General features: G+C 62.2%; 20 protein-coding genes and 1 tRNA gene. 8 read left to right on the forward strand and 13 right to left on the reverse strand.

Annotation, left to right across the window (positions count from 1 at the left end; genetic code table 11):
• Positions 1-6: 6 nt before the first annotated feature.
• Genes purL through purS form a run of 3 tightly spaced genes read right to left on the reverse strand, consistent with a single transcriptional unit; the run spans position 7 to position 3224 of the window.
• On the reverse strand, positions 7-2304 hold the full coding sequence (gene purL, locus HMPREF2698_RS09455) for a phosphoribosylformylglycinamidine synthase subunit PurL (protein ID WP_070564018.1): 2298 nt from the start codon (positions 2302-2304) through the stop codon (positions 7-9).
• A gap of 27 nt (positions 2305-2331) precedes the next feature.
• Positions 2332-2994, reverse strand: coding sequence for a phosphoribosylformylglycinamidine synthase subunit PurQ (purQ, locus tag HMPREF2698_RS09460; protein ID WP_070532362.1), 663 nt, complete (start codon positions 2992-2994; stop codon positions 2332-2334).
• Complete coding sequence (gene purS / locus HMPREF2698_RS09465) at positions 2994-3224, reverse strand: phosphoribosylformylglycinamidine synthase subunit PurS (RefSeq protein ID WP_070522888.1); 231 nt, start codon at positions 3222-3224, stop codon at positions 2994-2996. The genes purQ and purS overlap by 1 nt, the downstream gene beginning before the upstream one ends.
• A 230-nt stretch (positions 3225-3454) precedes the next feature.
• On the opposite strand from purS, the gene HMPREF2698_RS09470 reads away from it, so the two are divergent.
• Both HMPREF2698_RS09470 and HMPREF2698_RS09475 read left to right on the forward strand, forming a co-directional pair.
• Complete coding sequence (locus HMPREF2698_RS09470; RefSeq protein ID WP_070564021.1) at positions 3455-6283, forward strand: ExeM/NucH family extracellular endonuclease; 2829 nt, start codon at positions 3455-3457, stop codon at positions 6281-6283.
• 409 nt (positions 6284-6692) lie between these two features.
• Positions 6693-7109 carry a hypothetical protein gene (locus tag HMPREF2698_RS09475; RefSeq protein WP_070522883.1) on the forward strand — a complete coding sequence of 139 codons (417 nt, stop codon included), beginning with the start codon at positions 6693-6695 and terminating at the stop codon, positions 7107-7109.
• Between the two features lie 721 nt (positions 7110-7830).
• On the opposite strand, the gene HMPREF2698_RS09480 is transcribed toward HMPREF2698_RS09475, so the two are convergent.
• The 3 genes from HMPREF2698_RS09480 to HMPREF2698_RS13245 form a co-directional block, all read right to left on the reverse strand.
• Positions 7831-8517 (reverse strand): DUF2334 domain-containing protein, encoded by a 687-nt coding sequence (locus HMPREF2698_RS09480; RefSeq protein ID WP_070564024.1) that lies wholly within the window; start codon positions 8515-8517, stop codon positions 7831-7833.
• Between the two features lie 116 nt (positions 8518-8633).
• Positions 8634-10742: a S9 family peptidase gene (locus HMPREF2698_RS09485; RefSeq protein WP_070564027.1), complete on the reverse strand. Its 2109-nt coding sequence runs from the start codon at positions 10740-10742 to the stop codon at positions 8634-8636.
• 9 nt (positions 10743-10751) lie between these two features.
• Positions 10752-11609, reverse strand: coding sequence for a phosphoribosylaminoimidazolesuccinocarboxamide synthase (locus tag HMPREF2698_RS13245; protein WP_070532429.1), 858 nt, complete (start codon positions 11607-11609; stop codon positions 10752-10754).
• A gap of 64 nt (positions 11610-11673) precedes the next feature.
• Between HMPREF2698_RS13245 and HMPREF2698_RS09495 the strand changes: the two genes are divergently transcribed.
• The gene (locus tag HMPREF2698_RS09495) at positions 11674-12480 is read left to right on the forward strand and encodes a serine/threonine protein kinase (RefSeq protein WP_070564030.1); all 807 of its coding nucleotides are present in this window, start codon (positions 11674-11676) and stop codon (positions 12478-12480) included.
• Between the two features lie 115 nt (positions 12481-12595).
• On the opposite strand, the gene purB is transcribed toward HMPREF2698_RS09495, so the two are convergent.
• Both purB and purD read right to left on the reverse strand, forming a co-directional pair.
• Positions 12596-14035, reverse strand: a complete 1440-nt coding sequence (gene purB, locus HMPREF2698_RS09500) for an adenylosuccinate lyase (RefSeq protein WP_070532348.1) — start codon at positions 14033-14035, stop codon at positions 12596-12598.
• Positions 14036-14074: 39 nt separating this feature from the next.
• Positions 14075-15349 carry a phosphoribosylamine--glycine ligase gene (gene purD, locus HMPREF2698_RS09505; protein WP_070564033.1) on the reverse strand — a complete coding sequence of 425 codons (1275 nt, stop codon included), beginning with the start codon at positions 15347-15349 and terminating at the stop codon, positions 14075-14077.
• A gap of 34 nt (positions 15350-15383) precedes the next feature.
• Here purD and HMPREF2698_RS09510 point away from each other — a divergent pair, with 34 nt between their 5' ends.
• Positions 15384-15812 carry an HIT family protein gene (locus HMPREF2698_RS09510; RefSeq protein ID WP_010188927.1) on the forward strand — a complete coding sequence of 143 codons (429 nt, stop codon included), beginning with the start codon at positions 15384-15386 and terminating at the stop codon, positions 15810-15812.
• A gap of 24 nt (positions 15813-15836) precedes the next feature.
• Here the strand turns inward: HMPREF2698_RS09510 and HMPREF2698_RS09515 are convergent, their stop codons facing one another.
• From HMPREF2698_RS09515 to HMPREF2698_RS09530, 4 genes are all read right to left on the reverse strand, one after another.
• On the reverse strand, positions 15837-17288 hold the full coding sequence (locus tag HMPREF2698_RS09515) for a sensor histidine kinase (RefSeq protein WP_070532342.1): 1452 nt from the start codon (positions 17286-17288) through the stop codon (positions 15837-15839).
• 11 nt (positions 17289-17299) lie between these two features.
• Positions 17300-18004, reverse strand: coding sequence for a response regulator transcription factor (locus HMPREF2698_RS09520; RefSeq protein WP_070522860.1), 705 nt, complete (start codon positions 18002-18004; stop codon positions 17300-17302).
• 131 nt (positions 18005-18135) lie between these two features.
• Positions 18136-18918 (reverse strand): MerR family transcriptional regulator, encoded by a 783-nt coding sequence (locus HMPREF2698_RS09525; protein ID WP_070564036.1) that lies wholly within the window; start codon positions 18916-18918, stop codon positions 18136-18138.
• A gap of 133 nt (positions 18919-19051) precedes the next feature.
• Complete coding sequence (locus HMPREF2698_RS09530; RefSeq protein ID WP_070532332.1) at positions 19052-20797, reverse strand: pyruvate dehydrogenase; 1746 nt, start codon at positions 20795-20797, stop codon at positions 19052-19054.
• A 169-nt stretch (positions 20798-20966) separates the two neighbouring features.
• Between HMPREF2698_RS09530 and HMPREF2698_RS09535 the strand changes: the two genes are divergently transcribed.
• Both HMPREF2698_RS09535 and HMPREF2698_RS09540 read left to right on the forward strand, forming a co-directional pair.
• A complete protein-coding gene (locus HMPREF2698_RS09535; protein ID WP_070562283.1) occupies positions 20967-22466 on the forward strand; it encodes an MFS transporter in 1500 nt (499 codons plus the stop codon).
• Positions 22453-22980 carry a TetR/AcrR family transcriptional regulator gene (locus HMPREF2698_RS09540; RefSeq protein WP_070562286.1) on the forward strand — a complete coding sequence of 176 codons (528 nt, stop codon included), beginning with the start codon at positions 22453-22455 and terminating at the stop codon, positions 22978-22980. The genes HMPREF2698_RS09535 and HMPREF2698_RS09540 overlap by 14 nt, the downstream gene beginning before the upstream one ends.
• A 30-nt stretch (positions 22981-23010) precedes the next feature.
• Here HMPREF2698_RS09540 and HMPREF2698_RS09545 read toward each other — a convergent pair.
• A tRNA-Thr gene (locus HMPREF2698_RS09545) sits at positions 23011-23083 on the reverse strand.
• 186 nt (positions 23084-23269) lie between these two features.
• Between HMPREF2698_RS09545 and HMPREF2698_RS09550 the strand changes: the two genes are divergently transcribed.
• Together HMPREF2698_RS09550 and HMPREF2698_RS09555 are read left to right on the forward strand one after the other, a co-directional pair.
• Positions 23270-24946, forward strand: coding sequence for a threonine/serine exporter ThrE (locus tag HMPREF2698_RS09550; protein ID WP_070562474.1), 1677 nt, complete (start codon positions 23270-23272; stop codon positions 24944-24946).
• Between the two features lie 50 nt (positions 24947-24996).
• Positions 24997-25356, forward strand: a complete 360-nt coding sequence (locus tag HMPREF2698_RS09555) for a hypothetical protein (RefSeq protein WP_070522844.1) — start codon at positions 24997-24999, stop codon at positions 25354-25356.
• Positions 25357-25358 lie beyond the last annotated feature (2 nt).

Consider the following 25358-nt stretch of genomic DNA (forward strand, 5'->3'; position numbering starts at 1 on the left):
TGTCACTTACTCCACGACGGAGTTGGCCCCCACCGCGTGGCCAAAGAGGTTCGGCAAGGTTGCTGCCCAGGCCTCGCGAAGCTCGGAGACAGCAATGGACTCGCCGCCGAGCTCAAACTCGCCATTGTCGGTGGTCTGGCCGATGACGACGGCCGGCACGCCGCACTCCTCAGCGCGGTGCAGCAGCATGTCGACGCGGTCGGCGGTCGTTGCCACGAGCACGCGGGACGCAGACTCCGAGAAGGCAGCCACGAAGGCGTCCTCGTGGACCTTGGACAGATCCAGGTTCAGGCCCACGCCGCTGCGCTTGGCCATCTCGAACGCGGTGACGGCGAGGCCGCCTTCGGAGATATCGTGGGCAGCGGTCAGACCATCGTTGCCCACGAAGAAGTCAGCGAGGCGCTGCTCATTAGCCAGGTCGACCTGCGGCGGCAAACCGTTGAGCCCGTTCTTCGCCTCATGGCCCTGCTCGTGGGCGCTCACCTGCTGCCAGATGGATCCGCCGAACTCATCCTTGGTCTCACCCAGCAGCACGAGAACCTCGGGTTCCTCCACGAGGCCGAGCTCGTTGCCAATGGACGAGTGGACGTCATCGATGACACCCAGGACGCCCACGACGGGCGTCGGCAAGATCGGCTCCTCGCCGGTCTGGTTGTAGAAGGAGACGTTGCCGCCGGAGACGGGGATGCCGAGTTCCACGGCGCCGTCGGCAAGCCCGTGCACGGACTCGCGGAACTGCCACATGACGTCCGGGTTTTCCGGGGAGCCATAGTTGAGGCAGTTGGTGATGGCGACCGGGCGGGCGCCGGTGACGGCGACGTTGCGGTAGGCCTCCGCCAGAGCCAGGCGTGCGCCCATGTTCGGGTCCAGCTTGGTGTAGCGGCCAGACGCGTCAGCCGACACCGCGATACCACGGCCGGTCTCCTCATCAATGCGCAGAACACCAGCGTTCGCGTGGTGGGACTGCACGGTGTTGCCGCGCACGTAGCGGTCATACTGCTCAGTGATGAAATCACGTGAACACAGTGCCGGGGAGGCCACGAGCTTCTTGAGCGCCACAGTGATGTCCTGCTTCTCGACGCCCTCGAATTCCTGCAGCGCATCCTGCCACTCCGGGCGCGCGTAGGGGCGGTCATACACCGGCCCCTCGTTGGCGATGGTGTGTGCCGGGGCATCGACGACGACCTCGCCCTGGTGGCGAATGATGAGGTGCTTGCCGGTGGTGACCTCACCGATCTCGGCACAGGTGACGTCCCAGTGCGCGCAGATCTCCTTGAACTTCTCCACGTTCTCCGGGGTCACCACGGCGCACATGCGCTCCTGGGATTCGGAAGCGAGGATCTCTGCGGCGGTCATGTTCTTCGCACGCAGCGGGACGTTGTCCAGGTTGATCTCCATGCCGCCGTCGCCGGACGCAGCCAGCTCGGAGGTGGCACAGGCCAGGCCCGCACCGCCCAGATCCTGGATGCCCACCACGATGCCGGACTTGTACAGCTCCAGGCAGCACTCGATGAGAACCTTCTCCGCGAACGGGTCACCCACCTGGACAGCCGGCAGCTTGCGCTCCGCGCCATCCTCGAAGGTGTCAGACGCCAGCACGGACACGCCACCGATGCCGTCGAGGCCGGTGCGCGAGCCAAAGAGCATCACCTTGTTTCCGGTACCAGAAGCGAAGGCCAGCTTGAGGTCCTCGACCTTCAGCGTGCCCACGCACAGCGCGTTCACCAGCGGGTTGCCGGCATAAGATTCATCAAAAATGGTTTCGCCGCCAATGTTGGGCAAGCCCAAGCAGTTGCCGTAGTGCGAAATGCCGTCGACAACACCCGGCAGAACGCGCTTGGTGTCGGGCGCATCCGCCGGGCCGAAGCGCAGCTGATCCATCACGGCAATCGGGCGCGCGCCCATGGCCATGATGTCGCGGACGATGCCGCCCACGCCCGTCGCGGCGCCCTGGTGCGGCTCCACGTAGGAGGGGTGGTTGTGACTTTCCACGCGGAAGGTCACGGCGTTGCCGTCTCCGATGTCCACCACGCCGGCGTTCTCACCGATGCCGGCGAGGATCTTGGAGCCCATCTCTTCCGTCATGGTCTCGCCAAAGTAGCGCAGGTGCGCCTTGGAGGACTTATAAGAACAGTGCTCCGACCACATCACCGAGTACATGGTCAGCTCGGCATCGGTCGGGCGGCGGCCCAGGATCTCGCGGATGTGCGCGTATTCGTCATCCTTCAGGCCCAATTCGCGGTAGGGCTGGTCCAGTTCAGGCTGCGCGGATGCCTGCTCGACGGTGTAGTTGTGTACGGTCATTGTTTCTCCTTTAACCGTCGGCGCGGGTTAAGCGACGACCTTGAGGGCGGACACAAACAAACCCAGACCGTCGGTGGACGGGCCGGTGAGAAGATCGATGGCATGCTCCGGGTGCGGCATCAACCCCACCACGTTGCCGGCCTCGTTGGTGATGCCGGCAATGCCATTGATGGAGCCGTTGAAGTTATCGGTATAGCGGAAGACCACGCGGCCCTCGCCCTCCAAGCGCTCCACGGTCTCCGCATCCGCCTGGAAACGGCCTTCGCCGTGCTTCGCCGGGATGAGGATGCGCTGCCCCTGCGCAAACTCGCTGGTCCAGGAGGTCTGTGCGTTCTCCACCTCGAGGTAGGTATCCACGCAGTGGAAATGCAGGCCCTGGTTGCGGGTCAGGGCGCCGGGCAGCAGGCCAGCCTCCGTCAGAATCTGGAAGCCGTTGCAGATGCCGAGCACCGGCATGCCCTTGTTAGCGGCATCGACGACCGCGCGCATCACCGGGGCGAGCGCCGAAATCGCGCCGGAGCGCAGGTAGTCACCGTAGGAAAAACCGCCGGGAACCACGACGGCATCGACGCCGCGCAGGTCCTCGTCCGCATGCCACAGGGACACGACTTCGGCGCCGGCGGTGCGGGCGGCGCGGGCCGCGTCGACGTCGTCAAGCGTGCCGGGGAAGGTAATAACGCCGATCTTCATTACTGGATGACCTCGTAGTCCTCGATCACGGTGTTGGCCAGCAGGGTGGAAGCAACCTTCTCCAGCTCCTCGGTGCTGACCGAATCATCGACTTCAATTTCAAAGCGCTTGCCCTGGCGCACGTCGCTGACACCAGCAACCCCCAGGCGGCCCAGCGCGCGAACAACGGCCTGACCTTGCGGGTCCAAGATCTCGGCCTTGGGCATGACATTGACAACTACACGAGCCATGAAAATTTTTGCCTTACTGTGCGTGAGTATAGGTGCCCCGCCAGTCTATCCCGCCGGCAAGAAAGATTCGGAATCTTTGGGGGTGATGAATTCAAACCAAACGGCTGAAGAATTCTTGGGGAATCCCACCTTAACCCCCAGCTCACCTAGTGCGCTCCGGTATCACTCGGTGCGAAACCCGGGTAGAACGAGATGCATTGTCCTGTTCTCACCTATCCAAGGAACCTCTCATGCATCTCACACGCATTGGCTCACTCGCCATCGCTGCTCTTGTCTCTACCTGCATCGTCGCACCTCAGGCCGGTGCGGCGGCGGACGGCTCCAACGCCGTTATCTCTGAGGTCTACGGTGGCGGCGGCAACAAGGGGGCGGCGTTTACTAATGATTTCATCGAGCTTTATAACCCCACCTCCGCTGACCTCGACCTCACTGGCTGGTCCGTGGAGTACCTATCCGCTTCTGGCAACTCTGGCGGAAAGCACGAGCTATCCGGCTCCCTCCCGGCTGGGGGCTACTTCCTCATCCAGGAAGGTGGCGGCGACACCGGGGAGCCGCTTCCTTCCCCTGATGCAGAGGGGAACCTGAACCTGTCCGGCTCCAAGGGCTCGGTGAAGCTTTACGACGCCTCCGGGGCCGAGGTGGACATCGTGGGGTACGGGGAGGCGTCGATAAGCGAGGGCTCCCCCGCCCAGGCACTGGACAACTCCACCTCCGCGCAGCGCGACGCCGAGGGCTCCGACACCGACGACAATGCCGCAGACTTCAGCGCTGCAGCGCCGACGCCGAAGTCTGCCGGCGGCGCGGCCCCGCAACCGGACCCAACCCCGGCTGAGCCGGGTTCCACCGTCACCATCCCGGAGATTCAGGGAACCGGCGCGGAGTCCCCGCTCAAGGGCCAGAACGTCACCACCCAAGGTGTGGTTACCGCGGTGTGGCAGGGTGAGAAGTCCCTCAACGGCTTCACCATCCAGACCCCGGGCACGGGCCAGACCGCGCCGACCGAGGCCTCCGAGGCCGTCTTCGTCTACACCGGTGGCACCGGCTTCTACCCGGCCATCGGGGATTCCGTCGAGGTCACCGGCACCGTTGATGAGTACTTTGGGCAGACCCAGATTGCCCTGAGCGCCGGCTCCACGCTTGACGACGCCCTCCCCGCCGTCACCCCACTTGCAATCGACGCCCTGCCGGAAGGTGATGAGGAGCGCGAGAAGCTCGAGTCCATGCTGCTCAAGCCTGGCGTGCACACCGTGACCGACAATTACGGTCTCAACCGCTACGGCGAGCTGGGCTTGGCTCCAGGCACCGAGGCTCTGCGTCAGCCCACCGACATCGTCTCCCCGGGCACCCAAGAACAAAAGGACATGGAGGCTGCTAACGCGGCGAAGTACGTCATTTTGGACGACGGCTCCACGCGCGACTTCTCCCGTGATGGCGCCTCGACGAAGCTGCCCTACATCATGCAGAACGGCTCGGAGGTCAAGACCATCCGCACCACCAACCAGGTGGAGTTCGCGGACTCCGGCGTCATCCTGGGCTACGGTCACGAGCAGTGGCGCTTCCAACCCACCGCGATGATTACCGGTGACTCTGCCGCCGCGGACCTGCCGATTACGTGGGACCCGGCCCGTCCGGAGGCCCCGCAGGTGGACGGCGATTACACCGTGGCGGCGTTTAACGTGCTCAACTTCTTCATCAACTTGGGCGAGGACAACGGCGCGAAGGCGTATAAGGACCGTTTTGGCAACGGCGTGGGCTCCGATAGCGGGACCTTCCGCGGTGCGTGGTCCGAGTCCGCGTTCAATGACCAGAAGGGCAAGATCCTCACCGCGCTGGAGGGCCTTGATGCCGATGTCATTGGCCTGTCTGAGATCGAGAACGCCGCGAATACCGTGGGGGGCTCCTACGATGACGCCGTGAAGTACCTCGTGGGTGAGCTCAACTCCCGCGCGGGTTCTGAGAAATGGGACTACGTCAAGGCCCCGGCGAACGCGTCAGCCGATACGGACGTCATCCGCACCGCGATCATCTACAAGAAGGACCGCGTTAAGCCGGTGGGTGAGGCCACCTTGCTTGAGGACGCCCGCTTCAAGGGCACCGCCCGCACCCCGCTCGCCGCGGAGTTCCAGCCTGTTTCCGATAGGTGCGCTGTTGAAGGTCCCGATTCCTTCGTGGTGGTGACCAACCATTTCAAATCCAAGGGATCGGTAGCGAACGGTGATGCCGATACCGGCGACGGCCAAGGCAACAACCCCAACGTGCGCAACGCCCACGCCCAGGCCGTCCTCGACGGGCTGGCCAAGCAACCGCAGTGGCAGAAGAAGGCCACCTTTGTCATGGGTGATTTGAACACCTACTCCAAGGAAGATGCCATCTCCGTCTTCCGCAACGCCGGCTACACCATCCCGGTGGAAGAGCTCAACGCGCAAGAGGACTGGCAGAACGTGGCCTCCTACCAGTTCTCCGGCCGCCTCGGCTCACTGGACCACATCCTGGCCAACGAGCACGTAGATGCTCAGGCCGCGCAGACCTGGAACATCAACTCCGATGAGCCCATCGCCATGGAATACTCCCGCCGCAACTACACCGGCGGCGATGTCTTTGAGGCCGATAACCCCTACCGCTCCTCCGACCACGACCCGGTCAAGGTGGGCTTTAACCTTGCGACGGTGAAGCGCACCGATAACCAGCTCAAGGACTGCACCACGACCGACGAGCCGGACCCGTCTGAGGATCCGGCTCCGTCGGAGGAGCCGGATCAGACCGACGATGACGACAAGGTTGACACCAAGCCAACTCACAGCTCCGGTTCTTCTGCCGGCGAGCACTGCCTGCCGACTGCCCTCGGCCTCACCATCCCCGCAGCCCTCGCCATTCCGGTTGCCTTCCTTGGGTTTGCCAACACGCAGTTCAACATCCCGGGCTTCGAGCCTGTCCGGAAGCAGATTGAGTCGATGACCCGCAACATCCCGCGCGAAGCTCAGTACGCCGTCGGTGGCCTCGGCCTGCTGGCTGCGCTTGGCATCATCGGCGCGGCCTGCGCCCCAACCGAATCTGAATAGAGACCAGCCGGACCCGATGAAACAAGAGGCCACCCCTCCCCTTTTTTTGGGGGGAGCACAAGGCAACATCAAACCGCCTGACGGTTGCAGGCTCCTTTTCGATGCCTCATAATTCACTACAAGGTGAAAGGGACTTACCCCAGCTCACCCCACAAATCATCTCTCTCCTGCAAAGGACACTCATGAAGTTCTCTCTTCGGAATCCTTCATCCAGGAACCCAAACTCGACTTTGCTATAGCTTAGACACCACAGGCGGACAAAGCGGTTCTCCGGTCTATGCCACAGACAACGCTGCCATCGGCATTCACACGCATGGCATCAGCGATCTCGGCTGCCCTGAAAACAGTGCCCTACGTATAAGCCCAAGCATGCTAAATACCTTCAATGACATTAAGGAGATCCAAAACAATGCAACCACAGATCCCGGTTCCAGCTCAGGTTCAAGCTCTCATTAATAACCCCAGTAACCTTCTCGGACTCATTGGTACCGTTCTGGGCATTATTTCCCTAGTTGTTGCAATCAGTGTCGGCCAAGGCCTCCCCAACGATGGGCAGTCCAAGCCTAATGCAGGAGAATCAACGATTCGCGTTGTAACCTCCAGTGGTAACCCGGCAGGCGAATGTAAGCTTCTTGGCCTTTCGCAGGAAAAGGTACACACGACTAATGCCAAAGGCGTGTACTTCTACGCGTTGGAACCTGGTTCGCATACCATCAACGCATCTTGTTCAGGGCTTTCCAGTCTTTCCTCCGCGCGAGCGCTCGAGGGTAGTCAGGAAGTAACCGTGAATGACGAGCCGGTAATGGTAAAGATTGTTGTTAAGTAGATTGGCCCTAACTTTCTTGGTTCTAAAGAGCTAAGAGAAACACGCACGTGCCCCCAGGGAAACCTCCCGGGGGCACACGCTTTTCAATGAACCACACCTAATTCGAGAGGGAACCGTACTTTCGTACGCGCCCGTATGAGAAGCTGGCGCATTTAATGACAGCAGCAAAACATCATTTTCAAACAAATGAACGCTTTTAAACCTCTGCCCCAAGAGCGCCAAACGCTTATCTGCATGTGTTTACACGGGCAGTTGGCTGTAAACCTGTAAAGACCCCATCACCTTCAATGCACATCGCGATGATCTGTTTGAAGTTAGCCACAAGAACTAGCTTTTCCAGAACTAGCTTTTCCAAGTAGAAGTTGACGCAACGCCACCGAGTCGTGGCGCCTCCAACCCCCCATGTAGTACCGAGTACGCGCTAGACGCCGCAAACAGTGCAGCCGGACACCCGCCAGCATTACTGACGGAGCTTCCTGCCACTTACTCACTGACCCGCGACGCCGGAATACTCGCTAAGTTCGTCTCTGCTCAGCCAGGTCAAGCCCCTCATAAGAGAGGCTTTTCTCGCTCCGATTGCGGGTGGGGCAATTGAAACCTACGTCCGCTACCGCAATTCGGGGATTGCGCTCGTGAAACACGCAGCCAGCACACCCGACGGGTTCACAAACCTACACCGCGTCTAATTCGGCCACACCCCAAAGAAAAAGAGGTTGGTGGGCTATTCGGCGTGCGTGAAAACGGAATAGTCAGCGGGGCGGGCACCTGCTGCCATGGCGCGCTCGGCGGCCTTAAGGAAATCAGCAACTACCTTACGGTCATCGAGGTTGCGGCCGGAAATCGATAGGCGCACGGTGTTTCCGCGCTGGGCGGAGCGCTCGGCAGCGCGGATGATGTTGCGGCGCCACCACTTTGCCGAACCGAAGCCCTCACCAAAGGACAGATTGCGGGCTTGGTGGAGCTCGCCTGTGCGAAGGTCGTGGATGCCACGGGTGGAGGCGGCAAAGTCGAAATCAAACTCGGGAAGGACTTCTAGTGTTCCCTCCGACATTCGCCAGCGCGGCGGTGCAAAGATGGTCGGCTCAAAGCCGATCTTGGCCATCTGTCGCGTCGAGCCCTTGAGGCGCAAACGTGCCTCGTGCGCATCCAGGTTGGCGAACTCCGCACGGCGGCCCTGGACCGCTTGGTCAAAGCCATTGAGAATAAGCACGCGGCCCGATTCGGCCTGCTCGCGAAGCCAGGATTGCGTCGCCGCGTCTTTAGCTAGGTGCCAATTGCCGTCGATGTGCGGCGCCACCAGCAAAGAGACAGGAACGTCAGCTTTATCGAACTGCTTGAGCAGATCGGAGGCTTGGCTTCGGGTGTCATTAAAAATACTGGAAATCGAAACCAGAAGGTGGCCATGCATAAGGAAAATTATCGCACAGCCACCGCCCCGGCGCGCGCTGAGAGAGATTCGGAGCTCCCCCACATGGGCGGCCTAGGCCGCTGGGTGCCTAATGAGCCACACGCCGTAAGTGGTCCCTAGGCCTCGACACCCGCGGCCTGGTTGATCAACCACGCGTACTCGAAAGCCGCCTGCCGCCACTGGGCATAGCGTCCGGACACACCACCGTGGCCGGCGGCCATCTCCGTCTTGAGGAGGAATTCGCCGCCGGTGGCAACGTCACGCAGCTTGGCCACCCACTTCGCCGGCTCAACATACAGCACGCGGGTGTCATTGAGCGAGGTCAACGCCAGAATATTCGGGTATTTCTGCGGAGCGATGTTTTCGTATGGCGCATAGGAGGCCATGTAGTCGTAGACCTCCGGATCGTGGTACGGGTCGCCCCATTCCTCCCACTCCACCACCGTGAGTGGTAGCTCCGGCATGAGAATGGACGTCAGCGGGTCGACGAAGGGCACGTTCGCCTCGATGGCCTTAAACCTATCCGGCGCCATGTTTGCCACCGCGCCCATGAGCAGGCCACCGGCCGAGCCACCTTCAGCAACAAGTTGTGAAGGCGTGGTCACTCGGCGCGCGATGAGGTCATCCGCCACCGCGATGAAGTCCGTAAACGTGTTTTTCTTGGCCAGCATCTTGCCGTCGTCGTACCAGTTGCGGCCCATCTCGCCGCCACCGCGAACGTGCGCCATGGCGAAGATCATGCCGCGGTCCATGAGAGACAAACGGAAGACCGAGAAGTACGGGTCCATATTCGCCTCATAGGAACCGTAGCCATAAAGCAACGTCGGGTTCGGTTGCGTGCGGTCCAGGTCCGCGCGGTGCACGATGGACACCGGCACCTTCGTCCCATCGGGTGCTTCAGACCAGACGCGGTAGGCCACGTATTCGTCTTTGTCATAGCCGCCTGGTACTTCCTGTTCCTTGAGCAGCGTGTACTCACCGGTGGCCACGCGGTAGTCAAAGAGCTGTGCGGGCTGGATAAAGGATGTGTAGCTCACGCGCAGAACTGGGGCATCCCACTCCGGGTTGCCGGCCACGCCAACGGTGTAAAGCTCCTCGTTGAAGTGGAGCTCGCTGAAGCGCGCCCAGCCCTCCCGCACGTCCATCACCGCCGCACGACCAATACCGCCGCGGCGATAGCCCACGACGATCTGGTCGCGGTAACAATCCACGCCCTCAATGCGCACTGTGTCATCGTGTGGCATGAGGACGGTGAGTTCGCGCAGGGCTGGCAGATCATCAGTGACCGGACAGTAGCCCAACGCAAAGTTGGGGCCGGTGGCGTTGTGCGTGACCACCCAGTAGTCGGTTCCTGCCACCACGGCGTGGTCGACGTCGTAGTCCACTCCGGACTCGCGCGCCCACAAACAGCGGAACTCACCCTCCGGGTTGTCCTGCTCGAGTACCCATGCCTCACTCGTCATCTTCGAGCTCGACACGATCATGATGTACTTCTCGCTGCGGGTCGTGCCCACGCCGATGCCGAAACGCGAATCCTCCTCACGCATGACCACGACGTCCTCCGACTGCGGGGTGCCCACGCGATGGCGCCACACCGTATCCGGGCGCCACGCATCATCCACGGTGGTGTAGAAGATGAACTCCTCCCCCACCCACGTTGCACCGTAGAAGATACCTTCCAGGCGGTCCTCCAACAGCTCGCCCGTGCGCAGGTCCTTGATGAAGAGCTCAAAGCGCTCATCACCGGCCACGTCGACCGAATAGGCCAACAGGTCACCGGAATCGCTCACCGTGGACGCACCCAGAGCGAAGAAGTCGTGGCCTTCGGCGAGCGCGTTGACGTCGAGAAGCACCTGCTCCCCTTCCGGTGCCCCCGTCTCCGGGATGGTCGGCGGGGTCCACGGATCGGAGCCTTCCGACACCGGGATGCGGCAGCTATAGCCGTACTCCTTACCTTCCTCGGTGCGGCCGTAGTACCAGTACTTGCCGCGACGCTGGGGCACGGACATGTCCGTCTGCTTGATGCGGGACTTGACCTCGGTGAAGATGTTCTCCGTCAAGGTCTCCAGGTGCGCAGTGCGCTCTTGAGTGTAGGCGTTTTCGGCCTCGAGGTATTCGCGGGTCTCCGGGGTGTCTTTCTCACGCAGCCACTCGTAGTCATCGACGAAGCTGCGGCCGTGAAACTCTCGCGTAATGGGGCGCTTAGCAGCAATCGGTGCGTTCATTCAGCCTCCTTAAAAGGTGGTTCCGGACAGGCGCTCAAAGGCCTCAACATAGCGCGCGCGGGTGGCCTGGACAACGTCGTCCGGCAAGCGCGGCGGCGTGGACTCCTTGTCCCAGCCGGAATTAGTGAGCCAATCGCGCACGTACTGCTTATCGAAGGAAGGCTGGACCTTGCCTTCCTCATAGGTGTCGGCCGGCCAGTAGCGCGAGGAGTCCGGGGTGAGGACTTCATCGGCCAGCACCAGGGTGCCGTGCTTATCGACGCCAAACTCAAACTTCGTATCCGCCAAAATAATGCCCTTCTCCTCCGCCAACGCGGCGGCCGTGGCGTAGATGCGCAGGGTGGCATCGCGCAGCTCCTCGGCGCGTTCGCGGCCGAGCTTGTCCACGACGACGTCGAAGGAAACGTTTTCATCGTGCTCGCCCTGCTCCGCCTTGGTGGCTGGGGTGAAGATGGGCTCGGGCAGGCGGGAAGCTTCGGTCAGCCCTTCCGGCAGCTTGACTCCGCACACGCTGCCGGATGCCTTGTACTCCTTGAGTCCGGAGCCGGTGAGGTAGCCGCGGGCGACGCATTCGAAGGGAAGCATGTCGAGCTTCTGCACGACCATTGAGCGACCGAGGACTTCCTCGGGGATGCGCTCATCATCGAGCGTTCCGGCCAGGTGGTTGGGGAAGTCGATGGCGTCGAAGAAGAACTTCGACGTCGCCGTGAGCACGCGGCCCTTGTCGGGGATGGCCGGCTCGAGGGCGTGGTCATAGGCGGAAATACGGTCGGAGACCACCATGAGCAGGGTGCTGTCATCGATTTCGTAGATATCGCGCACCTTGCCGGAGGCGATGTGGGCATAGGAAGAAAGTTCTGGACGCATGACATACATTCTAGACCCGTCTAGACTGCTTCAAGATACATCCCAATCCCGAGGAGCTAAGCCCGTGCACTCTCGCCTGACCTCCCTTTTGACCTCCGCTGCGCTGGTGGGCGCCGCCCTGTCTGTGCCCGCTGCGCACGCAGCCGACATCTCCGTGCGCGAGTCCGCCCACGGACAGTGGCTGTGCACGATGTCGGCGTCCGCCACGGATCGCGCACTAGCCCGCGACGTCCGGGCGGGCTACATCAACACCATCCGCGCGACCTCGGAGAAGATTCAAGCGCAGTTCCCGAAGCTGGACTTCTCCGCGTACACCTCGCGCGATATCAGCAAGGCTCCGGGCTACGCGGCGACGGTGGCCGCGCTGGGCAAGGCCGGCTACACGGGCGCGGATATGGTCATCATCATGGTCGGCGCGTCCGCCCCGGAGGACCTGGTGGAGGATGAATCGGTGCTGTTGCCAGGGGATGCCGAATACTCGATCAATGCGGCGAAGTCCCGGACTGAGAAGGGACCGGCACCGTTGTTGTCTACGGGTAGCGATTTCAGCCCTAAGCTGCGCGCCGCTCTGGCAGAAAACCAGGCGCAGGAAAAGGAGGCCGTCGATGCCTTCAACGCAGCGCAGGTGCAGTCCTTTGCCGAGTGCGTGGAAGAGCTGCACAGCCGCGGTGCGCAGGAAGGTATCCAGCCGGTGCCGGAGCTACCCATCCCGGGCAAGACGACGCAGCAGCAAACCTCGTCCACGGGTGCTACGGTTCTCGGCATCATGGCGGTGCTCACCGCTCTGATGATCGGCGGCTACCTTGCTACCAACGGCAAATCCCTCGGCGGCTTCGAGCTGCCGGTGCTGCGCATCCCTGGAATGGCCTAAGAGCTAGTGCCGGGTTGTCCGGCCGCCGATGGGAGGTCGTTTCGATCAAATAGGGGCTAGAAAATTGAAGAGCTGGCAACCTTAATTGATCGAAACGTACCGCCAAGGGGTGAAACTAAAGGATTTCGCCCGGGGTGTAGGCGGCGGCCTGCGGGTGCTGATCAGCAATCGCCTTGATGCGGCCCAGAATCTGGCTCACCTGCGATTCGGCAGCGCCGATGAAAGCGTGCTTGTCCGACAGCGCGGCCTCGAGGGCGGCGGCATCGAGCGGCAGGCGCTCGTCGGCAGCCAGGCGCTCAATCAGATCCTGCTCCCCGCCATTCTCACGCATGTTGAGCGCCACGGCGACGGCGTTTTCCTTGATGACCTCGTGCGCGGTCTCACGGCCCACGCCCGCGCGCACCGCCGCCATGAGGATGCGGGTGGTGGCGAGGAAGGGCAGGTAGCGCTCCAGTTCGCGGTCGATCATCGCCGGGAAGGCACCGAATTCCGCGAGCACGGTGAGGAAGGTTTCAAACATGCCGTCAATGGCGAAGAAGGCATCCGGCAGTGCCACGCGGCGGACCACCGAGCAGAACACGTCGCCCTCGTTCCACTGCTGGCCGGACAGATCCGCCACCATGGTGAGGTAGCCACGCAGAATGACCTGGAAACCGCACACGCGCTCGCAGGAGCGGGCGTTCATCTTGTGCGGCATCGCGGAGGACCCGACCTGGCCTTCCTTGAAACCTTCAGTCACGGTCTCGTTGCCGGCCATCAGGCGGATGGTTGTGGCCAGCGAGGAGGGCGCAGCACCCAGCTCAACGAGCGCAGACACAGCGTCGAAGTCGAGGGAGCGTGGGTAAACCTGGCCCACCGAGTTGAATACGCGGGAGAAGCCCAGGTGATCCGCAATGCGCGTCTCCAGCGCGGCAAGCTTGTCCTCGGAGCCTCCCATGAGGTCGAGCATGTCCTGCGAGGTGCCCATCGGGCCCTTGATGCCGCGTAGCGGGTAGCGGCTCAACAGGGATTCCACGCGCTCGATGCCGAGCAGGAGCTCGTCGGCAGCCGAGGCGAAGCGCTTGCCCAAGGTCGTCGCCTGGGCAGCGACGTTGTGGGAACGGCCTGCCATCACCAGCGTCTGGTACTGCGCGGCGTGCTCACCAATGCGCGAGACCACCGCGATGGCCTTATTGCGCACCAGCTCCAAGGAACGCAGAATCTGCAGCTGCTCGACGTTTTCCGTCAGGTCGCGCGAGGTCATTCCCTTGTGAATGTGCTCGCAGCCGGCCAGGGCGTTGAATTCCTCGATGCGTGCCTTGACGTCGTGACGCGTGACGCGCTCACGCTGGGCAATCGAGGCAAGGTCCACGTTCTCAACCTGCGCCTCATAGGCGGCGATGGCCTGGGCGGGAATATCGACGCCGAGATCCTTCTGCGCCTTCATCACCGCGATCCACAGCTGGCGCTCCAGAATGATCTTGTGTTCTGGGGACCAGATTTCAGCCATCTCTGGGGAGGCGTATCGAGCGGACAGGACGTTGGAAATGTTCTTCTTTTCAGCCACGTCGCTCATTATTCCACGCCTCGCCCCAAAGGAGGCATTATCAGCGGATTAGATGCTGATCTGGCCCTTTTCCGCTGGCAACGCAATGTCCTTGCGGAAGAAGCTGCCCCCCAGCTTGATGCCGTCGAGCACCTCGTAGGCGGCGGCGCGGGCGTCGGCCAAGGTGGCACCGCGGCCGAGGACGTTGAGGACACGACCACCGTTGGATACGTATCCGCCCTCCCCCGTGGTGGTGCCAGCGTGGAGGACGCGGGTGGGATCATCAAGCTCCGGCGAGGTGATCGGATCACCTTTGCGCGGGGAAGCCGGGTAGCCCTCGGCAGCCAGCACCACGGTAACGGCGTAGCCTTCCTCCCACTCCAGCGGCGCAAGTGACGCCAGGCGCCCGGTCGCAGTGGCGTTCAGGACCTCTCCCAGCGGGGACTTCAGCAGAGCGAGCACCGCCTGCGTTTCCGGGTCACCGAAGCGGCAGTTGAATTCGACGACGGCCGGGCCTTCCTTGCCCCAGGCCAGTCCCGCATATAGCAGCCCGGTGTACGGCGTGCCGCGCTTGACCATTTCCTTCGCCACGGGGACGCAAACTTCGTCGACGATGCGCTGGGTACCGTCGGCAGGCAGCCACGGCAGCGGCGTATAAGCGCCCATGCCGCCGGTGTTGGGGCCTTCATCGTTGTCATAGGCACGCTTGTGGTCCTGCGCCGGCAGCAGCGGCACGACGGTCTCACCGTCCACGAGGCAGAACAGGGAAACCTCGGGGCCGTCGAGGAAGGACTCGAGCAGCACCGGGTTGCCGGCTGCATGGACGGCGTCGACGTGCGCGCGGGCTTCCTCGCGGGATTCGGTCACCACCACGCCCTTGCCGCCTGCTAGGCCATCGTCCTTGACCACGAAGTGCGGGCCGAAACGGTCGAGCGCGGCCTCGATGTCCGCATCACTTGCGCCAGGGGCGAGCTGCTCCGCGCGGGCGGTGCGCACGCCGGCAGCCGCCATGACGTCCTTGGCAAAGGCCTTGGAACCCTCGATTTGCGCCGCGCTTGCCGACGGCCCGAAGACCGCAATGCCACGCTCACGCAGTGCATCCGCCACGCCTTTCACCAGCGGCACCTCCGGCCCGATGACGACGAGGTCAGCGGCGATGTCCACGGCTAGTTCAACCATGCGCGCAGGATCATCCACCTGGGAATACTCCGGGTGGACGGTGGCCTGCTTCGCATGGGCCGGGGAGCCCGGTGCGATGTGCAGATCGGTAACAGTGGGGTCAGCTTTCAGGCCAGTAAGCAGGGCGTGTTCGCGGCCGCCCGAACCGATAACGAGAATGCGCATGCCGTCTATCTTAACTGGCGGTAGCCTAGGGGCCATGTCTTCAGTATTTACAAAGATCATCGAGGGCGAGCTGCCTGCTCGCTTTGTCTACCGCGACGAGAAATGCGTGGCATTTTTGTCCATCGAGCCGCTGCGCTACGGCCACACCTTGGTGGTGCCGGTCGAGGAAGTAGATAAGTGGACTGACCTCGATCCTGAAACCTGGGCACACCTCAACGCCATCGCTCTGGAAATCGGTGGCGCCATCAAGACGGCCTTCGACACCCCACGTACCGGCTACATCATCGCCGGCTTCGACGTTCCCCACACCCACATCCACCTCTTCCCCACCGAGAAGATGGAAGACTACGACTTTGCCAAGGCCTTCGCTGCCGACGCCACCGACCCCGCCGCCATGGACGAGGCCGCCGCGCGTATCCGCCAGCACCTCGGCACGGATGAGGACGGCCGCCGCGACAGCTAAGAGCTGACTGCTACCTTCCGGCAGCTAGGAACTAGCTGCCGCCTTGGGCAGCTGGACGGTAAACACCGAGCCGCTGCCCAGCTCCGAATCCACGGAAATCGAACCGCCGTGCTGCTCAACCAGAGACTTCACAATGGCCAAGCCTAGGCCCGAGCCACCCGTATCGCGGGTTCGTGAGCTATCAGCACGGTAAAAGCGCTCAAAGATGTGGGCTGCATCTTCGGGGGAGATGCCCTTGCCGTCATCGGCAACGTCGATAAGCACGTGCTCCTCGTCATCCCGCAACGTCAGCGTCACCGACGCCTCATCACCGCCGTGGCGGATGCCGTTGGACACCAGGTTAAGCAATACCTGGTGCAAGCGGTCCGGGTCTCCGTTGACCATTGGAATCCCGGAGGCTTCGTTGTTGACGTTAATGGTGCGCCCAGAAAATGCCGCGCGCGCCGAAGAACCCACAGAGAGCACGAGCTCCAGCATGTCCACCTCACGCATATCGAGGCGCGAGCCCTCTGCGCGCGTCAGGGCCAGCAGATCCTCCACCAGCAACGACATGCGCTTCGACTCAGCATCGATCTTGCTGAAGACAAACTCCGGGTCTTGGGTTGCCCCCGAACGGTACAGCTCCGTATAGCCGCGCAGGCTGGTCAGTGGGGTGCGAAGCTCGTGGGAGGCATCGCCGACAAAGCGGCGCATCTGTTGCTCCTTCTCCTGCGCATGGAGCACGGAGTTTTGCAATTGTGTCAACATGACGTTGAGCGCTGCGGCGAGCTGCCCCACCTCGGTGTGCAGCGGCCACTCCGGCACGCGTTTATCCAGGTTGCCCGCCGCGATCTGGGAGGCCGTTTTCTCCACCACGCGCAGCGGACGTAAGGCTCTGTGGATGAGCCACATACCTACCAACGCGATGATGAGCATGACCAACGCCGCGATAATGACCTGGACAATGGCCAGGCCTTTAAGGATGGAGTTCTCCGTCGTCATGTCTTTGGCCACGACGACCACGGAACCATCCGATTTGAGCTTCGCCACGGCCCGCCATTCGGTTTCGCCTTGAACCGAGCGGACACTCGTGGGCTCGCCGCCGACGACCACCGAGCGGGCATCCGGCAACCCCGCCATCGGCCGCGTGGTCACCACGGAACCATCGGGATAATACGCCAGTGCTACATAGTCCGTCGGGGGCCGGCGGCTTCCGTCCTGCGGGGTATAAAAGGCCGCGTCAAGGTTGCTGGCCCAGGAGCCAATCGCGTCATTGAGCTCAGTGTCCACGCGGGTGTAGAGCACATTGCGCATGATCGACGACACCGCCAGGGAGGACATAGCCAGGCCCAAGCCCGAAACCAGAACCATGAGGACGAGCAGCCACGTGCGCAGGGGCAGCGCTTTAGGACGTTGCATGCGCCGGCGCAGGGCGCTATTCCGCACCGAAGAGGATCCAGAATCCGAGCCCTGAGTGTTCGCGGGGGATTCGCTCATAGTGGATGAACCTATGTGCGCGGCGTACGCAGCACATAACCAACGCCGCGGACGGTGTGGATCAGCGGTGTATCGCCGGTATCAATCTTGCGGCGCAGGTAGGAGATGTAGGACTCGACCACGTTGCCATCGCCGCCGAAATCGTAGTGCCAGACGTTGTCCAGAATCTTGGACTTGGACAGCACCACCTCGCGGTTTTGCATGAGGTAGCGCAGCAGGTTGAACTCGGTGGGTGAAAGCTCCACGATCTCCCCGGCCTTGGTGACCTCATGGGTGTCATCGTTGAGAGTGAGGTCGGCATAGGTCATGGTGGCGCTGCCATCCTGATCATCCACCGCATTGCCGCGGCGCAGGATCACGCGCAGGCGGGTGATGACCTCCTCCAGGCTGAAGGGTTTGGTGACGTAATCATCCGCACCAATGGTCAAGCCATGGATGCGCTGATCCACGCTGTCCTTGGCGGTGAGGTAGAGGACGGGGCCGTCGAGGCCTTCTGCGCGCAGCTTGCCCAGCAGCTCAAAACCGTCCATGCCCGGCATCATGACGTCCATAATGTAGGCGTCGGGATTGATCTCACGCGCGATGCGCAGAGCCTCGTTGCCGGAGTTGGCGCTGTGTACATCGAAGCCCTGAAACTTCAGGGAGACGGTAAGTAGTTCAACGATATTGGGCTCGTCATCGACGACAAGTACCTTGACGTCCTTTGAATCATCCATGGTCCCGCTTTGGTCCTTTCTCCGCTGTTCCTATGACTAGGTGGCGTGGGGGTTTCTCATTCAAAGTGAGAAGTATTGCACTACGCCTTCCCAGGGTACTGAGCGGAGTCTGGACGTGCGCTGTGAACACATTAGTCCCACACGAGATTATCCAGATCTAGCCCTTCTGCCTGGGCTTGAGCCTCGATCAGCTGGCGCAGGTAGTCGGCGTTGCCACGGTAGGTCTCATCGAAGCGCGGATCCTCGCAATACAGGCGCGCCAGGAGCACTTGCTTGGACCTCGACACCGGGTACCACTGGGCGATGAGGGCACGGTGCTTGTCGACGATCTCCTTCGCCTCCTCGCTGCCTGCCTCAAGTCCCGCTTTCGCGGCCTCCTCTAGCTCGGCCGCAAAGTGTTCATGCTCCATGGAGAATTCCTCCCAGTCTTTCTTCCCCATCGATTCCGCGACGGCCGCACTGGCCGCCCACTCTGTGCTGTCACCCCACTTCTCGTGGGCCTCTTCCTGCAACGTGGGCCATGCGTCCCCCAGCTTCTTTACCTTTTGGCTCGCGCTAAGGTTCTGATCCATTTCGGTCTCCTTGATTAGTCGGTTCACTGCCTGCAGCATCGCGTCAACATCGGCGCGCCGCTTCAGCAAGGCAGCCTGCTGAGCACGGAGACGATCCACGGCGGACGCGGCGGGCGCCTGCAACAGCTCAGCGATGTCCTTCAGCTCAATGCCCACGCTGCGATAGATCACAATGTCCATACCGCGCTGCAGGTCGTCTTCTGTGTAGAGACGGTGGTCTCCCACAGTGCGCCACTGCGGGCTTAGCAGCCCAATCTCATCCCAGTGCCGCAACGTTCGAGTGGTGACCTTGAGGATGGCGGCCACCTCACCAATGCTGTAGTCGCTGTAGTCCGTGCTCATGACACGAAGCTTAGAAGTTGACGTCGCGGCAGGTGCAAGCCGAGAACTCCCCGCACAGCAAACCCCCGCCTCCCCACGGCGAAAAGTATGCCGGAGGGAAGGCGGGGGTCACGGCCGAATGCCGAGAGTCCGCTTAGAAGTCCTGCGGGCGCGGGATGTTGCGCAGGTTGGACTTCGCCATGGTGAGCATCTGGCCCACGCCGCCGCCGAAGACGGTGCGGGTTGCCGCCTTGGAGAAGCCGAGCAGCTGCTCAAAGGTCAGTGTGGGTGGCAGGGAGAGGGCGTTGGGGTCGGTGACGACGTCGATAAGCGCAGGCCCGTCGTAGGCCAAGGCCTCCTTGATGAGGCGCGGCGCTTCCTTCGGGTCCTCGATGCGGAAGTGCTTGATGCCCGCGCCCTCCGCGATCTTGGCGTAGTTCACGTGCTCGTGGTCGGTCTCGTGCTCCGGGAGGCCCTGGACCAACATCTCCAGCTTGACCATGCCGAGGGAAGAGTTATTGAACACAAACATCTTCACCGGCAGGTTGTGCAGCTTCACCGTGAGGAGCTCGCCCATGAGCATGGACAGACCGCCGTCACCGGAGAACGTAATGACCTGGCGGCCCGGGTTCGCCGCCTGCGCGCCGAGGGCCATCGGCAGAGCATTGGCCATGGTGCCGTGGCGGAAGGAACCAATCTGCTCGCGCTTACCATTCGGGGTGATGTAGCGCGCGCCCCAGACATTGCACATGCCGGTATCGACGGTAAAGATGGCGTCCTCATCGGCCTGCTGATCGATGAGATCGGCAATGTACTCCGGGTGGATCGGGGTGTGCTTCTCCACGCCGGAGGTATAGGCCTCGACAACGTGATTCAGCTTGTCGTAGTGCTTCTTGAGCATCTTGTCCAGGAAGGAGCGGTCCTTCTTCTCCTCCACGTGCGGCAGGATGTTCTCGATGGTGGCGGCGACATCACCGGTCACCGGGTACTTGATGCGGGTACGGCGGCCGATGTGGGAGCCGTCGATGTCAACCTGCGCCACGTTGGCATCCGGCAGGAAGTCGTTGTAGGGAAAGTCCGTACCCAGCAGGATGAGCAGGTCTGCTTCGTGGGTGGCCTCGTGGGCTGCACCATAGCCGAGCAGGCCGGACATGCCGACGTCGAAGGGGTTGTCGTACTGGATGTACATCTTGCCACCCAGGGCGTGGCCGATGGGGGCCTTGATCTTTTCGGCGAGTGCGAGGACCTGCTCGCGGGCATTCTTCACGCCGGCGCCCACGAAGAGCGCAACGGTCTTGGCCTCATTGATGGCCTGGGTCAATGCGGCGGCCTCGGCAGGATCCGGGAAGACGACCGGGCTGCCGGCGGAAATAACAGAGGAGGTGAAGGTATCATCCTCGGCCTCCTGCGTGGACACATCGCCCGGGATAACGAGGACGGACACTCCTTTGCCCGCCATGGTGCTCTGGATGGCGTGGTGCAAGACCACGGCACCTTGGTCAGCGGAGTTCACCATCTCGCAGTAGCTCGAGCACTCTTGGAAGATGGCCTCCGGGTGGGTCTCCTGGAAGAACTTCGAGCCGATCTGGCGAGACGGGATGTGGCTGGCCAGGGCGAGGACCTTGGCGCCGTTGCGGTGGGCGTCGTAAAGCCCTTGAATAAGGTGCGTATTTCCCGGGCCGCAGGAAGCGGCACACACGGCAAGGTTGCCGGTGGTGAGGGAATCGGCCTCCGCAGCAAACGCTGCGGCCTCCTCGTTGCGAACGTGAACCCATTCGATGGAGGACTTCCGCACTGCGTCCACGATGGGGTTGAGGGAATCGCCGACGAGGCCGTAGATGCGTTTCACACCCTGGGCTTCCAAGGTTTCTACTAATTGTGTGGCGTAATTGCGTGCCATGATTTACCTCTCTAACTTTTGCCGTTAACGGCCCCCAGTGTTCCCCCTTTAAGGCGCGTTTCGCCACCATAAAGCTGACTTCTCACGTCCTAGAAACTTTGTGACTGCGACAACAACTCGACCTTCTAAGCTTTGAAACTGTAACGACCGTTCGCTATAGTTTCGAACCATGTCAGACCTCCACGTGAAAGCCTCCGCCGAATCCCTCCGCGCCTCCGCTACGCGCCGGTGGACCTTTTTTGGCGTCATTTCCCTGGGCCTGCTCATGATCGGCTTAGACAACTCAATCCTCTACACCGCGCTACCGGTGCTCTCCGATCAGCTCCACGCCACCTCGCTGCAGCAGCTGTGGATCATCAACGCCTACGCGCTCATGCTGGCCGGCCTCCTGCTGGGAACCGGCACGTTGGGCGATAAAATCGGGCACCGCCGCATGTTCGTCATCGGCCTGTGGATCTTCGGCATCGCATCACTGGCCGCAGCGCTAGCGCCCGGCGCGTGGGAATTAGCCGCGGCTCGCGCCTTTTTGGGCCTCGGGGCCTCCATCATGATGCCCGCGACCCTCGCTCTCATCCGGTTGACCTTTGAGGATGAGATTGAGCGCAATACAGCCATCGGCATTTGGGGCTCCATCGCCGTCGTGGGTGCGGCGGCCGGCCCCACGGTGGGTGGCTTCTTGCTGGAGCATTTTTGGTGGGGCTCGGTCTTCTTGGTCAACGTGCCCATCGTCATCATCGCGCTCATCCTCACGGCCTTCCTCGCCCCGCCGAATATGGCGAACCCGGCGAAGCACTGGGATTTCCTCTCCTCGCTGTATGCGCTCATCACGCTGGCCTCGCTGATACTCGTCATCAAGTCGGTGGCCAGCGCCCACCTCAACGCCATGCTCATTGGCGGCGCGCTAGCCGCCTGCCTCATCGGTGCCATCCTCTTCACCCGCCGCCAGCACAAGCTGGAGGAACCACTCCTCACCTTCGATATTTTCCGCTCCCCCATCTTTAGCGGCGGCGTCTTGGCTGCGGCGGGCGCCATGTTTGGCATGGCGGGACTAGAGATGACCACGACGCAGAAGCTCCAGCTGGTGGACCTGTATTCCCCGCTTCATGCCGGGCTCATCATTTCCCTCATCGCGCTGGCGGCGCTGCCAATGTCCGCGTTGGGTGGTGCCAACCTCCACCGTTGGGGTTTCTTGCCGATCATCGCCGGTGGCTTCCTCTTCATGGCGGCGGGCATCGGCTGCGTGGTGTGGGGCGGCACGCACGACATCTTCCCCGCATACCTGGCGGGCCTATTCATCACCGGAATCGGCGCGGGACTTGTCATGTCAGTCTCCTCCACCGCCATCATCGGCGCCGCCCCCGCCTCGCGCTCCGGCATGGCCGCCGGCGTGGAGGAGGTCTCTTATGAATTCGGCACGCTGCTCTCGATTGCGATCACCGGTTCCGTACTCCCCATGGTGTACAAGAGCGGTCTGCCCGAAGACGTCCAAGACCTGGGCATGGAAGCGCTCCACAACTCGGCGCTCGCGGAGGTTGCCGGCCCCGCCTATACCGACGCCTACCTGGCCACCGCCGCAGGACTCGGCGTAGTCATGCTCGTCTTCGCCGCGGTCACCGGCTGGTGCTTCCGCACCAACCCCACGTCAGGAGGTGCCGATGCCTCGCACTAGTAAAAAGGTCGAAGCGCTCGACATGGCGCTCACCATCATCGAGAAGGACGGCGTCCACGCGCTCACTTATGATTCCTTGGCCACGGCCACGGGCATGAGCAAGTCTGGGCTCATCTACCACTTCCCTTCCCGGCACCAGCTGCTCATAGACTGCCATTCGTTGTGCGCGGAGCGCTGGGAGGAGGAGCTTATCGCACTCTCAGACGGCAAGACGGCCGAGGAATTAAGCCCGCGCCAGCGCTACCGTGCCGCGTTGGAATCAATGGGCAAAAATGATCCGCTCATTGAGCTGCTGATGTCCATCCACGCGCAGTCACATCCGGATTTTCAGAAGGTGTGGAGGGATGTCGACGAGCGTTGGCTCCCCGATCCCGCCACGGAGGATGAATCCGTGGCGCTCGCGATGGTGATAGCGAACGGCCTGTGGGTCCATGATCACCTCACCGAACGCCCCCTGCCACCGCAGCGACGCCGGGCGCTTATCGACGTCGCCCTAGGCCACCTCGCCGACTAAGAAAAATGGGCTTTAAAAAGGCCCTCTTTGAGCTGGAGACGAGACTTGAACTCGCAACCTACGCATTACAAGTGCGTTGCGCTACCAATTGCGCCACTCCAGCACCGCGGCTAATCCGCTAGAGGGCATCGTACCTGAGACCACCCCTCGGAAGGAAAGCCAGGGGGCTTGCGCTGCGAAAAAGCGAGTGCGAGGACCCCGAAAAGCACTGGCAGGTGCATAAATCGGCGGCAGTTACTAAAGTGCTGACTTACCGAACCCAGAAGTGTTGATGAGGTCTTTCTTTTCCGTGTCTGTTCTTTCTTCCTTGCGCCAGCGCCTGCTGTACCGTTCGGCCCCCGTCGCCACCATTGACGCCGCGAAGGCCGCACCACCGCCCTCCCCTCTTGCCCCGGTCGATCTCACCGACCCGGCCCAGGTCACGGGCGTCATGGAGATCGCCGCGCGCGTCGGGGAAATCCTGATTGCGGCTGGCTCCGCCAATACCGACGTCCAGGCGCAGATTCACCTCGTCGCATCCTCTTATGGTCTGCACTACTGTCACGTGTCCATCCTGATGAACACGATCACTATCCACACGGCTATCGGCACGGGCCCGGACCGGCGAAACCTCCACGTCTTCCGCGTGGCGCCGAGCATCGCTGTGGACTTCACCAAGCTGTCCGCCGTCGACCGCCTCATCCGCTCCATCCACTCCGGTGCCACGCCGCCGGCCATGGCGGAGAAGGTCCTGGATGATATCGACGCGATGAAGAACCCTTATTCCACGACCACCATCGTCAGCGCCTGGGGCGCCATGGGTGGGTTTATCGCCGTCATGCTCGGTGGTGATCTCCTCGTCGGCCTCATCACGTTCCTCATTTCGGCTCTCATCATGGGCACGAACATGTTCCTGGCCGGGTACCGCTTGCCGCCCTTCTATCAGAACCTCGTCGGCGGCCTGCTTGCCGTTGTCCCCGCGGCCATTCTCTACAACGTCTTCGCGGGTTTTGGTATCCACATTCTGCCTTCCCAGATCATCGGTTCGGGCATCATCGTGCTGGTGGCGGGACTGACCTTGGTGCAGTGCCTGGTGGACGGCATCACGCGCGCGCCCGTGACTTCCTCCGCCAAGTTCTTCGAGGCCCTCATGTCCACCGGCGCCATCATCGCCGGCGTGGGCCTGGGTATCCAGGTTGCCTCATGGGTGGGCTTTAGCCTGCCGCCGCTGGCGACGCTCGCGCCACCCGTCTATCACCAGATCCCGCTTCTGGTGCTGTGCGGCGGAATCGGCTCCGCCGCCTTCGCGTTGGCCTTGGGGGCATCGTGGTCGGAGGTCACCATCTCCGGGCTCACGGCGGCCGCCGGTATGGTTTTCTACTACTTCCTCGTCGTCTTTTTCGGCGTTGGCGCTGTCGTCGCCTCCGGATTCTCGGCCGTGGCGGTGGGCCTCGCGGGTGGTCTCCTTTCCCGCCGCTACATGATGCCACCGCTCATCACCATGATCGTGGGCTATACCCCCATGCTGCCGGGCCTGACCTTGTACCGCGGCATGTATGCCATGCTCAATGAACAGCTCATCACCGGCCTGACCAACCTGGCCAGCGCCCTTGCCATTTCCGGCGCGCTCGCCGCCGGCGTGGTCTTTGGTGAGCGCGTCGCCCGCCGCCTGCGCCGCCCGCAGTACTTCCGGCCTTATACCGCCTTCAAGCGCCTGGGAACCTTTTCCTTTTCGCGGGCCACCCGTTTGGCGCAGCGAGCACGCATCCCCCGCGTGCCCATGTCCCCCTTCGCACCGCGCCACAACCTGCCGGCCCCGCCGCCGCAGTATGGCCCCAAGCCACCGACGCCCGCGCAGCAGGCGCGCTTCCAGCAGGGCGATGCCGTCACGGACATGTGGCCCGTCACCACGGAGTTTCCAGCGCAGCGCCCCACCTACACGGTGCCCGGCAAAGATGACCCGAGCGCCCCATCGGCGTCGCAATAGCGTAGAATAGCCGGTCTGAAAGCTTTCACACTTCATCCCAGGAGGACTCCGTGCCACCAAAGGTCACAGATACTCAGCCAGCGGCTGACCAGACTCATGCAGTAGAGGAAGAGACCGCCCGCTCCGCGCGCCGCGTCGTTGCCACCTATGCGGAGGATTTCCTTGACGGCGTGACTCTTATGTCGATGCTGGGCGTCGAACCGGAAGGCTTGGTGCACCGCAAGGTCTTGGCCGAGCAAGCCGATGCTGCTCCAAAGAAGTCCAGCAAGAAGTCAACGAAGAAGGCCTCCAAGAAGTCCAGCAAGAAGGCGACCAAGAAGGCTACGAAGAAAGCCTCAAAGAAGGCGACTAAGAAGAGCACCAAGAAGTCGACGAAGAAGGCGTCTAAAAAGTCCGCGAAGAAGGCCTAGCT

The sequence above is a fragment of the Corynebacterium sp. HMSC072A02 genome (assembly GCF_001810085.1).
Classification (GTDB): Bacteria; Actinomycetota; Actinomycetes; order Mycobacteriales; family Mycobacteriaceae; genus Corynebacterium; species Corynebacterium hesseae.